Origin of the sequence: Granulicella tundricola MP5ACTX9 (assembly GCF_000178975.2) — a bacterium.
GTDB lineage: Bacteria > Acidobacteriota > Terriglobia > Terriglobales > Acidobacteriaceae > Edaphobacter > Edaphobacter tundricola.
Map to the genome: position 1 here is coordinate 2776421 of NC_015064.1, position 12774 is coordinate 2789194.

Genomic DNA, 12774 nt, shown 5'->3' on the forward strand with positions numbered 1-12774 from the left:
GATGCGCCAAGCAGGCGACGGGGCGCAGACTACTTCTGCGCCCGCCACACTCAGTCTTCCGAGTCATCCAGCGTGGCGGGAAGATTCCCCTCACGCCGCATCCGCAGGAAGCCGCGAATAAACGGCTCCAGGTCGCCATCGAGCACCTTATCCACGTCCCCGACCTCCACGCGCGTACGCAGGTCCTTCGCCATGCGATACGGCTGCAGCACATAGCTTCGGATCTGCGAGCCGAAGCCGATCTCCAGCTTCGAGTCCTCAATCTTTCGCGTGGCCGCCTTCTTCTTGTCCAGTTCATACTCGTACAGCTTGGAGCGCATCATCTTCATGGCGCGTTCCTTGTTCTTATGCTGCGAGCGCTCGTTCTGGCAGCCCGTCACCAGCCCCGTCGGCAGGTGCGTGATGCGCACGGCGGAGTCGGTCGTATTGACGTGCTGGCCGCCTTTGCCGCCAGAGCGGTAGGTGTCAATCCGCAGATCCTCAACCTTGATGTCGATGACGATGGTGTCGTCGATCTCAGGGCTCACAAACACGCTGGCAAAGCTCGTATGACGACGCTTGGCGGAGTCGAACGGCGAAATCCGCACCAGGCGATGCACGCCCGTCTCACCCGAAAGCAAACCAAATGCAAACTCGCCAGAGATGGTGAAGGTCGCGGACTTGATGCCGGCCTCGTCGCCATCCTGGATTTCGTTGATCTCCACCTTGAAGCGCTGACGCTCACCCCAGCGGATGTACATGCGCATGAGCATCTCAGCCCAGTCCTGGCTCTCCGTGCCACCCGCGCCGGGGTGTACGGTCACGATAGCGTTGAGCAAGTCCGTCTCACCGGAGAGCATGGTCTTCGATTCAAGCTGATCGGCATACTCCACCAGCGCGGGAATCTCGCGTACAAGATCCGGCTCCGTGTCTTCGCCTTCCTTGGCTAACTCGAAGTAAGCCTCGATGTCATCGGAGCGGCGAGCCAGCTCCGCATCATCAGCAAGCAATGTCTCAAGACGTTTGCGATCACGCATCAGCGGCTGCGAACGTGCAGCATCGGCCCACACGGTAGGATCGGCAATCTTTTCTTCAACGATGGCTAGTTCACGGCGAAGGCGGGAAGAGTCAAAGATACTCCCGCAGTTCACGAACCTTGTCGCGCACCGGGGAGTATTGGTATTCGAGGTCACTCAGCATCAGTCGATTCTAGTTCATGCGAGGCTTGAGACTAAAACCCACCGCCGCCAGCGCCACAACGGCGCAGAGATAGGCGAACCAGTCGCCATGCCGCGTATAGAAGGTCAGACCGGACTCAAACGCAAACGGCAGTGCATACGCCACGCGCACATGACGCGGCGTCTCGGTGTAACGCCCGTATGGATCGATGGCGGTCGTCATCCCGGTATTCGTGGAACGAAGCACCCAGCGGCGGTTCTCGATCGCCCTCATCCGAGCCATATTCAAATGCTGCCAGGGCGCACCGGTATCGCCGTACCAGCCGTCGTCTGAGATGTTCACCAGCACCTCAGCGCCACTCTTTACAAACTGCCGAACTTCATCGCCAAAGATCGATTCATAACAAACAAAGACGCCATACGTATGTCCGTTCGTCGTAAAGACAGACCGAGTCGTGCCCGGGTCCATGTCGCCAGCGCCCTCGGTCAACTTTTGTGCAAACGAAAAGAACTGCTTGTACGGAATATATTCACCCCACGGCACAAGATGAATCTTGTCGTAGCGTCCCTGGTAACTGCCGCTCTTATCGAATAACGCGGCTGAGTCATATAAGTAGTAACCTCTGGCCGGTTTGTTATCGAAGTCCACGCCCAGACTACCGGCAATGACAGGAGCATTCGCTCTCCGGGCCAGGTCGCTCATTGCAGCACGAAACGCAGGATCGTTCGTCTGCAGGTGCGCCGGTGCCTCAGGCCAGACGACGACCGTAGCTTGTTGTCTCTGACCGGATAGCACAGAAGAGAGTTGAGGATGAAGGCTCAACTCAGAAAATTGTTGTAACTCATATTCACGCGTCAGTGGTTTTTCACTCTTCGACGTCGCTCCTACTGAGAGATTTTCCTGGACCATCACTGCAGTTTGATTGCCTGCGCTCGGCATGGTCCTGCCGGGCGTTCCTGTAAGTTGTAAAAAGTATGCAATAGTCACGATGCTTCCGCATTTGCCGTACCATGTGCTTCCCGGCTTCAGCGCGATCCCTGTGAAACAAGCATTCGCCATTGCAACCACGAAACTCATCAGCATCACGCCGCCAAGCGGAGCAAGCTTCGTCATCCACGCATGATCGATCAGCGCATTACCAAGAAGATCCCACGGAAAGCCCGTAACTCGCGCCCGCGCAAGCTCAACGGCCACCCACAGCACCGGGGCCAGCAGCAAAACGTTCCGCATACTCCTGAAACGGCCTCTGAAAAAAGTAAGCAGTAACGCAAAAAGAGCGTGATAAAGCCCCAGATACAAAGCAAAAAGGATAAGGATCAAAAATGCGACCGGCTTCTCCATGCCTCCGTAGAGATACATAGTCTGGTAGATCCAACTGCAGTTACCCACATACCAGAGCACGCCGCACAGATATCCAAGCGCCGCACCCTGCAACGGCCTAAGGCTTTTACCTGACTTATCCGGAATAAGTAGCGCTATAAAAAAGGGAACCAGTGCGAACCAGCAGATGCCGGCACGAGAAAAAGATATCTGGCCCGCAACTGGAAAACAGAATGTCTGTAGGATCGCTGAAAATACCACCAGTATCCATGCCTGCGGACGAATCGATCGCATGGCGAAAGTCTAGCATTGACAGGGCTTTTGCATCGCATACGAAAGGCTCGCTCTTCCTGGCGCCGCCTCCCGGAACACGCTGTCCCCGTCAGACGGGAAGTCTTGAATTCAGTGAAATTTCATGAATTGATGCGGTCGACAAGGATCAAATATTTGCGTGGTTCAGAATAAATTCTGTAAAGTCAAGGAGTCATCGCAAAAAAGGTAGTCCGCACTGTGGACCCGCCCCTAGCGCGACCAGGAGGCATCAGTGGCATTGAATCAGGTTCTTGAACACATCGACGCAGAGATTGCACGGCTGCAACAGGCTCGCGCGCTTCTCACCGACACCCCGGCCGCTGCACTCAAGTCCGGCCGCGGCCGTCCCAAGGGCAGCAAGAACGCCGTAGCTGCAGCCGCTCCCACGCCAGCAATCAAGGGCAAGCGCAAGCTGAGCCCGGAAGGCCGCAAGGCCATCGCCGACGCCATGAAAAAGCGTTGGGCCGAGCGCCGCAAGCAGACTGCCAAGTAACATCCTCATAAAGCAAGATGCCCGGGCCTTCTTGCGTTGCACCTCAAAATTACCGTGTAACAAGCACCTCTCGCAAGGCATCCTTCGCGAGAAAAAACTTGTACGCCGCAAAGCCCTTGAAGATGCTCTCTACCTGTCTGTTGGTGTGGGTATGAAGGATCGGATGTCCGCCCATGCGTTGCAGATCGATCTGATCGGACTCCGTCAGGTGATACCGCGCGAAGACGGTCTCATCCCCGGTCGGCTTGGCGTGGAAGAACGCCAGAAGGCGTCCGCCCGGCTGCATGACCTCAAAGACACGATCCACGATCGGTTGCACGAACGCCTCCGGAAGATAATCCAGCGTGTCCCACAGCGTGACGACGTCGAAGTGCCGCCCGGAAAAATCCAGGTTCTGATGCAGAAAACGATCCACGTCAAATACGCTCTCGCTGTCTCCCTCGGACTTCGGCACAACCCACTCAGGCTTGGCAGCTTCGTCCACCAGGTTTGCCATGTAGATGCTGTGGCCCAGGTTGGTGACGAAGTTGATATTGCTTGCCGAGGTCGGTCCGATGTCGAGAATCCGCAACGACTCCTCGCTCTTCAGGTGCTTGGCAAGTTCGATCCAGCCGCTGGAGTGCCGCTGCACCCGGCTGCCGTCCGGGCGCGAGCCGGATCCGCTTGACTTACTACCGAATAGGCCCATGATCCGCGCTCTCCCCTACTCGCCGGGTGTCTTGGCGGACTGTCCGGTCAGCTCCACACGTCCCTTGATGGTTGCGTTCTCTTCAATCGAAAGGCGTGCCGCGATCACGTCGCCATTGACCACGGCGCTCTGACGAAGCTCCATCCGACCGCTGGCATTGATATTGCCATCGACGATGCCGAAGACGATCAGGTCGCGTACCTGCAGATCTGCTTTGACACGTGCGTTCGGGCCGACCGTCAGACGGCTCTCGGTCAGCGTGACCGTGCCTTCAAGGATGCCGTCCATAAACAGGTCCTCGCTTCCGGAGAGATCTCCTTTGATGGTGACGGACTTGCCGATGAGCGTTGAACCTTCTGCTGGCTTCATGTTTCAGTGTTCTCCTTGAGGATGCTTCGCGGGTCCCTGCACAAGCCACCGCATGAAGCGAACTATACCCATCCGTCCGCGCTGAGGCAAACGCGGAAAACTTTGCCGCCGCTCCGTACGTCCAAGCTATGCATTGAGATCCCGCGTACGATCGACGAAGAGGAAGACCATTCTGGGAAACGCCGCGCCTTCTGTCAGAGCCCTCACGACGCTCCTGCTCCTCTCCCTCGCGCCGCTTGCGCACTCCCAGCATCCAGCCCAGCCCCACACCCAGCCAGATCAGTGGAAGAGCTCCGTCGGCGATCCGCTCGCACGCAACCCGCGCGACTGGGCAGCTGACGCCGCAGCCAACGAAAAGGAAGCCATCCAGTTCAACGGCGTCTACGTCCGTTATCGCATCCACATGGTCGGCGCACGCGGAGACCAGATCCGCGACGTGCTCGAAAGCAAGGACGGCACCGTAGCTCGGCTCATCTTCAAGGAGAACCGCCCGCTCACCTCGGAGGAAGACGCTGCGGAGCATCAACGCCTCCAGGACATGCTGGACTCGCCCTCAGCCTTCGCAAAGCACGTCAAGGGGGACCAGAGCGGTAAGAAGCTTGCCACGGACCTCGTAGCCCTCATGCCGGACGCCATGCTGTTCACCTATACCCCGGGCCAGCCCCAGCGCGGCAACAAGGAGAACAAGGGTGAGCCAGCGGACATCGTCATGGACTTCAAGCCCAACCCCGCATGGAATCCGCCCACCATGACCTCAGAGGCTCTCACGGGACTCCAGGGACGCGTCTGGATCGATCGGCGCACACGCCATATGGTCCGCCTTGAAGGCGATATCTTCCGCCCCGTCAACCTCGGCTTCGGCATGGTGGCGCGCATCGCTCCCGGCGGCAAGGTCACGCTGGAGCAGGTAGGCCTCACGGATCAACGCTGGATCTTCTCGCACTTCGTGGAGCATGTCACCGTCCGCGCTCTCATGGTCAAGACCTTCAAGGAAAATTCTGAAATCGACGGCTTCGACTTCACGCAGGTCAAGCCCATGACCTACCAGGAGGCCATCAAAGCCCTCCTCGATACGCCCCTCCCCCACTCGCTCTAGCTCGTCAGCCCACCTGCTGCTTCGCCAGCCGCCACATCGCATCCAGCTCTTCCTCTGAAGCCTTCTGCAGCGTCTCCGTGCCGCCCGCGGCAGCCTCCATGGCATTGAACCGTCTACGGAACTTCGCATTCGCTCCACGCAGCGCAAACTCCGGGTCCAACTTCAGCTTGCGTGCCAGATGCATCGCGGTGAACAGCAGATCGCCCAGCTCATCGAACGCCCGTTCAGACCCCGCCTCACCCGGCCGCACCTCCAGCCTCAGTTCCTCCAGTTCTTCCTCCAGCTTCGTAAACAGCCCACCCTCATCCGCCCAGTCGAACCCAACCTTAGCCGCCTTCGCGCCCAGCTTGGTCGCCTCCAGCATCGCAGGAACGTGCCGTGGCACGTCCGCCAGCAGGCCCGCCGGGGCATCGCCTCGTTCCGCCTTCTCCTGCCGCTTCACGGCCTCCCAGTTGCGATTAACGTCATCCGCCGTCTCGGCACTCGCATCGCCAAAGATATGCGGATGCCTGCGGATCAGCTTGGCGCTCAGGTTCGCCGCCACATCCTGGATGTTGAAGTAGCCCGCCTCGGACGCCATCTGCGCATAGAACAGCACCTGCAGAAGCAGATCGCCAAGCTCATCCTTCAACTCCGGCCATGCCTTCCGGTCGATCGCATCGAAGACCTCGTAGGTCTCTTCCAGCGTATGCCGCTTGATGGACTCAAAGGTCTGTTCCCGATCCCAGGGACACCCACCCGGCCCACGCAGACGCGCCATAATCGCAATCGCCTCACGCAGTGATTCCATCTCCGCCGGTGTGACTTTAGTCGTCTCTTCGCTCATCAATTCACTCTAACCTGACTGGTCCTACACATAAAAAAGCAGAGCCACCGGAAGCTAACTCCGCTTCCGTTCGGCTCTGCTCGCATTGCTGATTAGCTTTGAAACAGTTAGTTGGAGCTGATCGCGTTCGAAGCGGCCGTTGCGCCACCGCTCGTCATATTCGACATCAACTTCACTTCTACACGGCGATTCTGCGCACGTCCGCTGGCCGTCTTGTCGCTGGCAATCTGCGCGTCCTTGCCGATGCCGACGAGATAAAACTTGTGCGGAGGAACGTTGTACTTAGCCGAGAGATAGTCCACCACCGCATCCGCGCGGCGCTGGCTCAACTTGTAGTTGTACTGTGCGTCACCAACCGAGTCCGTACCGCCTGTAACCTCAAGCAGGTAGCCCCGGGCGCTCTGCAAGCTTGCAGCAAGCCCATCGAGCTGTTCCTTATCCGACTTCGTCAGCACCGTCTTATCGAAGCCGAAGGTCACACTCACATCGGAGAGCTGCTTGTAGTTGTCGAGATTCGCGATCACGCCATTGAGCGAGTCGACGCGGTTGGATGCGCCTTGAGCAGCCTGGTTCGCCTGATCCGCGGACTGCCCGGCAGCCGTGGCATGTTGACCAGCCTGATCGGCAGCAGCCTGTGCGCCGGCGATGCCCTTGGTCGCACGCTCATCGGTATCGACGAGGGCGCGGTGATCGGACGCAGTCTTTGCGTCAAGCTCATTCGTGTTCTGCACCAACGGAGCGGTCTGCGAGCGAACATAATTTTTTGTGGAGCAGCCTATCGTTGCCAGGCTGAGAACCAGCGAACCCGAAAGTGCAAGCAGCGAAACAACCTTTGAGGTCGAGAAGCGGGAATTAAGCGACTGGGAAAGTCGACTGGAACTAGCGTTCATAAATTCTCCTTCGAGACGAGTCTCGTTACAAGATTGACAGCAATCCTGCTGCCAAAGCCGCAATCCCACAAAAGGGTCATAAATCCCATGCATTTTGCAAAAAAGCCGCGTCCTTGGGTGCAGGCCCGCAGAACAGATGGAATTTTTGCCATCCGGAAACGTCAAAACTTCCCGTTCCGGCACTCTGCGTCCGCTGCACTTACAGCTCATCTAAACTAGAGAAAGCACCTCACCGCGCCCAAGTATGGATCTTCTCCAGAAAATTCGCACCCTCCCCACCTCTCCCGGCTGCTACCTCTATAAGAACGCCGAAGGTGAGGTCATCTACGTCGGCAAGGCGAAGAATCTGCGCTCCCGCGTCCGTTCTTATTTTCTGGAAGCCAACCAGCGCAACAACCAGAAGACCGGCTCCCTCATGCGTGAGGCCGTCGACGTCGACTACATCACCGTCGACAACGAACGCGAGGCCCTCGCCCTTGAAAACAACCTCATCAAGCAGCGCAAGCCACGCTTCAACATCCTCCTCCGCGACGACAAGACCTACCCCTACATCAAGATCACCCTCACCGACCGCCACCCCAAGGTCTTCGTCACCCGCCGCCTCCGCAAGGACGGCGGAGCCTACTTCGGCCCCTACTTCCCCGGCAACCTCGCCCACCGCCTCGTAGACCTCATCCACCGCAGCTTCCTCATCCCATCCTGCAAGGTCGATCTCAACCGCTACCACCCCCGCGCCTGCCTCCAGTACTACATCAAGCGCTGCCTCGGCCCCTGTGTCGAAGGCCTCGTCACCCCCGAGACCTACAAAGACACCATTCGCGACGTCCAGCTCTTCCTCGACGGCCGCACCGACGAACTGGAAAAACGCCTCACCGCAAGAATGGCCGAAGCCGCCGAGAACATGCAGTTCGAGCTCGCCGCCCGCCTCCGCGACCAGCTCGTCACCGTCAGCCAGATGCAGGACAAGCAGCGCATCGCCACCACCGACAACGAGGACGCAGACGTCTTCGGCTTCCACTACGAAAACCAGATGCTCGCCGTCAACCTCTTCCACATGCGAGGAGGCAAGATCGTAGACCGCCGCGACTTCTTCTGGGAAGACCTCCCAGACCTCGCCGGCCACTTCGGTGAATCCCTCAATGAAGGCGAAGAGACCGAAGCCGCACTTGAGCCCGACACCCGCCGCTCCGCGCCAGAGATCGAGGAAGATTCCACCTCCGTCCAGCAAACACCCGTGGCCGAACTTGGCGCAGTCTTCTCCCCCGCCGCCTTCTTCTCCGCCCTCTTAAAACAGCTCTACCTCGACCAGTCCTACGTCCCCCGCAGCATCTACGTTCCCGTCGACTTCCCCGACCGCGTCCTCCTCGCCGACCTCCTCTCCGAGCGCGCCCATCACCGCATCGAGCTCGCCGCCCCCCAGCGCGGCGACAAGCGCTCCCTCGTCGATCTAGTCTGTCAAAACGCCAAGCAGTCCTACGACCAGCGCTTCCGCGTCCTCCAGCCCACCAAAAAGCTCATCGCCGACACCCTCCAGGACATCCTCAACCTGCCCGAAACCCCCAAGCGCATCGAGTGCTTCGACATCTCCCACATCCAGGGCTCCGAGACCGTCGCCTCCATGGTCGTCTGGGAAGACGGCGTCATGAAGAAGTCCGACTACCGCAAGTTCCAGATCAAAACCGTCTCCGGCAACGACGACTTCGCCTCCATGCGCGAGGTTATCCAGCGCCGCTACAAGCGCCTCCTCGACGAGAAAAAACCCTTCCCTTCCGTCATCCTCATAGACGGAGGCCTCGGCCAACTCAGCGCCGCCTATGCCGCATTGGAAGAAATAGGAGTAACCCTCCAGCCCCTGGCCTCCATCGCAAAAAAGGAAGAGATCATCTACGTCCACGGCCAGGAGGACGAACCCGTCGTCCTCGACCGCCGCAGCCCGGTCCTGCACATGGTCCAAAAAATCCGCGACGAGAGCCACCGCTTCGCCGTCGGCTACCACCGCAAACGCCGCCAGATCCGCGACCGCGAAACCGAACTCGACCCCATTCCCGGCGTAGGCCCCCGCACCCGCCAGCGCCTCATCGAGCACTTCGGCTCCATCCGCGCCATCAAGCAAACCGCCGAACAAAACCCCGACGCCCTCACCGCCGTAGTCAACCAGGCCACAGCAGAAAAAATCCGCCGCTACTTCTTCCCCACCCCGGCAGAACCCGAAACCTTAGTACAGATCTCCTAGCGCCTCAGCACAAGTCCAACACCACACCAACTGTCATTCTGAGCGTAGCGAAGAATCTCCGTAGCTGCTGTTGCAGTTGCTTGTTCTAGCCGTTGCCGTTCGGATTAGAGGGGGGCTTCAGCCCCCCGTTTCCCCACCAAGAACGGAAGGCTTTAGCCCCGGGCAGTTACAGTTGTTCGTTCTTTCTACTCCCCCGCCCCAGCATTAGCCCCAAACGTATCGCAAGCCGTAACCTTCCCCGTCGTCAGCCCTTTCCTGAACCAGTCTTCTCTCTGCGCACTCGTCCCATGCGTAAAGCTCTCCGGGCTGACAGCCCTTCCACTCATACTCTGCAGGTGATCGTCCCCAACCGCAGCCGCAGCCTTCAGCGCCCCGGCAATATCGTCCTCATGCACAATCCCCCGCTGCTGCGTCGAGTGCGCCCAGACCCCCGCATAGCAATCCGCCTGCAGCTCCAGGTCAACCGAATACTCGTTCTTCTTCCCCGGATTCTGCCGAACCAGCATCTGTTCCTTCTGCTCCGTCCCCAGCAGCTTCTGCACATGATGCCCAAGCTCATGCGCAATCACGTACGCCTGCGCAAAGTCCCCCGTATCCCCGCCAAACTTCTTCAACTCATCCCAGAAGCTCAGGTCGATATACACCTTCTCATCCGCCGGACAATAAAACGGCCCCGTCTGCGACCGCGCCGTCCCGCAACCGGAATAAGTCGCTCCCCGATAAATGACCAGCTTCGCATGACGATACTGCTTCCCCGCTCCCTCAAAGATGCGCGTCCAGGTCTTCTGTGCATCGTCCAGCACAAAGCTGATCAACTGCACATCCCGATCCTCCCCCGGAGGATGCGCCTTGGGCGACCGCTGCGGCCCACCCGCAACAGCCGGCCCATACTGAGCGCTGCTCGGCCCGTTGTAACTCTGTGAAGGCGCACCGCCCCCATGCATCATGCTTCCCAGGAAGTTATGCCCCGTCACCAGGCTGATCACCAGCACAATGATGAACCCCACGATCCCCAGCCCGCCGCCACCCCCGCCACCAAATCCGAACCCACCCCCGCCGCCATCTCCGCCGGAAGAGTCCCGCCGATCCTCAATATCACTGCTCGTTCCGCCCGGCGTCCAATCCATATCGCTGACTCCCTTATCTTGTTCTCACATCAATGGATGCAAAAACCAAGCTCACCGCAGTTATGAACCCGCCGCATAAAAGCTATACGTAGCCGTATAAGGCACCCGAGACTCCGCTCCCTCATGCGCCACGTCGCAGCCATCCACCCTCGCCACGCCACCCTTCGTCTCAGACCGCCGGATATACGCCACCCCAGCCATCTCCCCTGCCCCAGCCGCATCCACACCCTTCAGCAGCAGCCACGGAACCGCGCCAGCCACCGGCGACGACATATTTGAAACCACCTTCCCGTGCACTGAGCTCCCATCCTTATACATCCACACCGGCCCCGCCCCATGCGAGCCCACCTCGACCCCATCCACAAACAGCTTCGCCTCCGGCGCGACGAACACCCAGGCCATCCCTGCATCCTTCTTCTGGCACTTGTAGATCTGCACCCCGCGCCCTTCAGCCGTCAGCACCGCATGAAAACCCGCAGGCACATCAACCGACTGCGCTCCAGACTGCCCCAGCGCAGCCACACCGCTCAAACTCAACACACACGTCGTAACGAATCGAATCATGTCCGTTAGTCTATCGCCCGCCCACCTCAAAAATCCCGACCACCACCACGATTGACGGAACAGAAATCAACCGCCCATCGTATCCTCGTCACACCCATGAGTGACACCACCGTCGTTCGCCCCACCGACCCCGAACTTCGCTCCGCCGTCCGTCTTGCCGCCGTCTTCGCTCTCATCACCTTTCTCTTTCACCTCCTCGTCAACCTCAGCCAGCCGCACCTCGGTTGGGGGTACTTCCGTGACGAGTTCTACTACCTCCTCTGTGGCCGCCATCTCGATTGGGGCTACGTCGACCACGGCCCGCTCGTAGCCGTACAGGCCCGCCTTGCAGAGACCATCTTCGGCCACTCCCTTGCCGGCATCCGCATGTTCACTGCCCTGGGCGGAGCCGCACGGGTCTTCCTCACCGGTCTGCTCGCCTGGTCCTTAGGCGGACGCCGAGCCGCCCAGACCCTGGCGATGTTCGCCGTCTCGCTCGCGCCCATCTACCTCGTGCTGGACGGTTTCCTCTCCATGAACTCCTGGGAGGCCGCCTTCTGGATGACCTGCGCCCTCGCCGTCATCCTGATGCACCAGGGCCGCACGCCAAAGCTCTGGCTGCTCTTCGGCCTCGCCGCCGGTCTCGGCCTCCTCAACAAGCCTTCGATGACCTTCTTCCTCATCGCGCTCCTGCTGGCGCTCCTCATCACCCCGCAGCGCCGTCTCCTCTTTACCCCGTACCTCCTCGGCGGCATCGCCCTCATCGTCATCATCACCGCCCCCAACCTCCTCTGGCAGCTTCACCACCACTGGGCTACGCTTGAGTTCCTTCGCGAATCCACCCATCACCAGGACCATCCCAGCTTTCTCAATCTCCTCAAAAGCCAGGTGCTCGGCCTCGGCCCCATCAGCGCCTTCGTCTGGCTCCCCGGCCTTTACTGGCTCCTGCGCCGCCCTGCCCAACGCTGGCTCGGACTCACCTATATCTTCTTCTTCGCCGCCATGGCCGCCCTCCACGCCAAGGACTACTACCCCACCCCCATCTATCCCATCCTCTTCGCCGCCGGCGGCCTCTTCTGGCAGTCCCGCATTCCTGCCCAGCGGCAATCGCGCCTAGTCGCCTTCCCTATCCTCCAGACAGCTATCTTTGCCCTGGGCATTCTCATTCTCCCCTTAGGCAATCCCTTCATGACTCCCGCGCAGTGGATCAGCTACATTCGCACAACCCATCTCCGCGCCGCCGCTGGCATATCCGGTGATGCCTTCTTCCCCCAATACCTGGCAGACCGCTTCGGTTGGGACGAGCAACTCGCCCTCGTCCACCAAGCCCTCGCCCAACTCTCCCCGGCCGACCTCTCTCAGGTCCGCATCCTCTGCGCCAACTACGGGGAAGCCGCCGGCCTTGAATATCTCGATGGCCCCAACCTGCCCCCCGTCATCAGCGGCCACAACAACTACTGGTTCTGGGGTCCGCAGGCCGCCACAGGAGAGGTCATGATCGTCATCAACGGTGCCACACCCCAGCAAATGCTCGAATCCTACAAAGACGTCCAGGTCATCGGCAAGATCACCCACTCCTACGCCATGCCCTTTGAACGTCGAGCTACCGTCTATCTGGCCCGGCACCGCCGCCAAAACCTCACCGCCGACTGGCCAGACCTGAAGCACTTCGACTGAACCTTGCAAACCCTACCTTTTTGTCATTCCGCAGCGAAGCGG

12 protein-coding genes are annotated in these 12774 nt (G+C 59.6%); 4 read left to right on the plus strand and 8 right to left on the minus strand.

Annotation, left to right across the window (positions count from 1 at the left end):
* Positions 1-50: 50 nt before the first annotated feature.
* Positions 51-1179, minus strand: a protein-coding gene (prfB, locus tag ACIX9_RS11860; RefSeq protein WP_013580731.1) for a peptide chain release factor 2 whose coding sequence is annotated in 2 segments (ribosomal slippage) — positions 51-1109 and positions 1111-1179 — 1128 coding nt in all. Because the reading frame shifts where the segments join, the coding sequence is not laid out codon by codon here.
* 9 nt (positions 1180-1188) lie between these two features.
* Positions 1189-2772 carry an apolipoprotein N-acyltransferase gene (gene lnt / locus ACIX9_RS11865; RefSeq protein ID WP_013580732.1) on the minus strand — a complete coding sequence of 528 codons (1584 nt, stop codon included), beginning with the start codon at positions 2770-2772 and terminating at the stop codon, positions 1189-1191.
* A 250-nt stretch (positions 2773-3022) separates the two neighbouring features.
* Between lnt and ACIX9_RS11870 the strand changes: the two genes are divergently transcribed.
* Positions 3023-3283: a hypothetical protein gene (locus ACIX9_RS11870; RefSeq protein ID WP_013580733.1), complete on the plus strand. Its 261-nt coding sequence runs from the start codon at positions 3023-3025 to the stop codon at positions 3281-3283.
* Between the two features lie 49 nt (positions 3284-3332).
* Here ACIX9_RS11870 and ACIX9_RS11875 read toward each other — a convergent pair whose 3' ends face one another.
* Both ACIX9_RS11875 and ACIX9_RS11880 read right to left on the minus strand, forming a co-directional pair.
* Positions 3333-3971: a class I SAM-dependent methyltransferase gene (locus tag ACIX9_RS11875; RefSeq protein WP_013580734.1), complete on the minus strand. Its 639-nt coding sequence runs from the start codon at positions 3969-3971 to the stop codon at positions 3333-3335.
* A gap of 15 nt (positions 3972-3986) precedes the next feature.
* On the minus strand, positions 3987-4340 hold the full coding sequence (locus ACIX9_RS11880; protein WP_013580735.1) for a bactofilin family protein: 354 nt from the start codon (positions 4338-4340) through the stop codon (positions 3987-3989).
* Between the two features lie 133 nt (positions 4341-4473).
* Between ACIX9_RS11880 and ACIX9_RS11885 the strand changes: the two genes are divergently transcribed.
* Positions 4474-5436, plus strand: coding sequence for a hypothetical protein (locus ACIX9_RS11885; RefSeq protein WP_013580736.1), 963 nt, complete (start codon positions 4474-4476; stop codon positions 5434-5436).
* Between the two features lie 4 nt (positions 5437-5440).
* Here ACIX9_RS11885 and mazG read toward each other — a convergent pair whose 3' ends face one another.
* Both mazG and ACIX9_RS11895 read right to left on the minus strand, forming a co-directional pair.
* The gene (mazG, locus tag ACIX9_RS11890; protein ID WP_013580737.1) at positions 5441-6262 is read right to left on the minus strand and encodes a nucleoside triphosphate pyrophosphohydrolase; all 822 of its coding nucleotides are present in this window, start codon (positions 6260-6262) and stop codon (positions 5441-5443) included.
* Positions 6263-6369: 107 nt separating this feature from the next.
* Positions 6370-7152 (minus strand): OmpA family protein, encoded by a 783-nt coding sequence (locus tag ACIX9_RS11895; RefSeq protein ID WP_013580738.1) that lies wholly within the window; start codon positions 7150-7152, stop codon positions 6370-6372.
* Positions 7153-7396: 244 nt separating this feature from the next.
* Here ACIX9_RS11895 and uvrC point away from each other — a divergent pair, with 244 nt between their 5' ends.
* The gene (gene uvrC, locus ACIX9_RS11900) at positions 7397-9385 is read left to right on the plus strand and encodes an excinuclease ABC subunit UvrC (protein ID WP_013580739.1); all 1989 of its coding nucleotides are present in this window, start codon (positions 7397-7399) and stop codon (positions 9383-9385) included.
* A 185-nt stretch (positions 9386-9570) separates the two neighbouring features.
* Here the strand turns inward: uvrC and ypfJ are convergent, their stop codons facing one another.
* Together ypfJ and ACIX9_RS11910 are read right to left on the minus strand one after the other, a co-directional pair.
* The gene (ypfJ, locus tag ACIX9_RS11905) at positions 9571-10512 is read right to left on the minus strand and encodes a KPN_02809 family neutral zinc metallopeptidase (RefSeq protein WP_013580740.1); all 942 of its coding nucleotides are present in this window, start codon (positions 10510-10512) and stop codon (positions 9571-9573) included.
* Positions 10513-10572: 60 nt separating this feature from the next.
* Positions 10573-11076 carry a DUF3455 domain-containing protein gene (locus ACIX9_RS11910; protein ID WP_013580741.1) on the minus strand — a complete coding sequence of 168 codons (504 nt, stop codon included), beginning with the start codon at positions 11074-11076 and terminating at the stop codon, positions 10573-10575.
* A 96-nt stretch (positions 11077-11172) separates the two neighbouring features.
* On the opposite strand from ACIX9_RS11910, the gene ACIX9_RS11915 reads away from it, so the two are divergent.
* Entirely contained in the window at positions 11173-12732 is a 1560-nt protein-coding gene (locus ACIX9_RS11915; protein ID WP_013580742.1) for an ArnT family glycosyltransferase, read from the plus strand.
* The last annotated feature ends 42 nt before the right edge of the window (positions 12733-12774 follow it).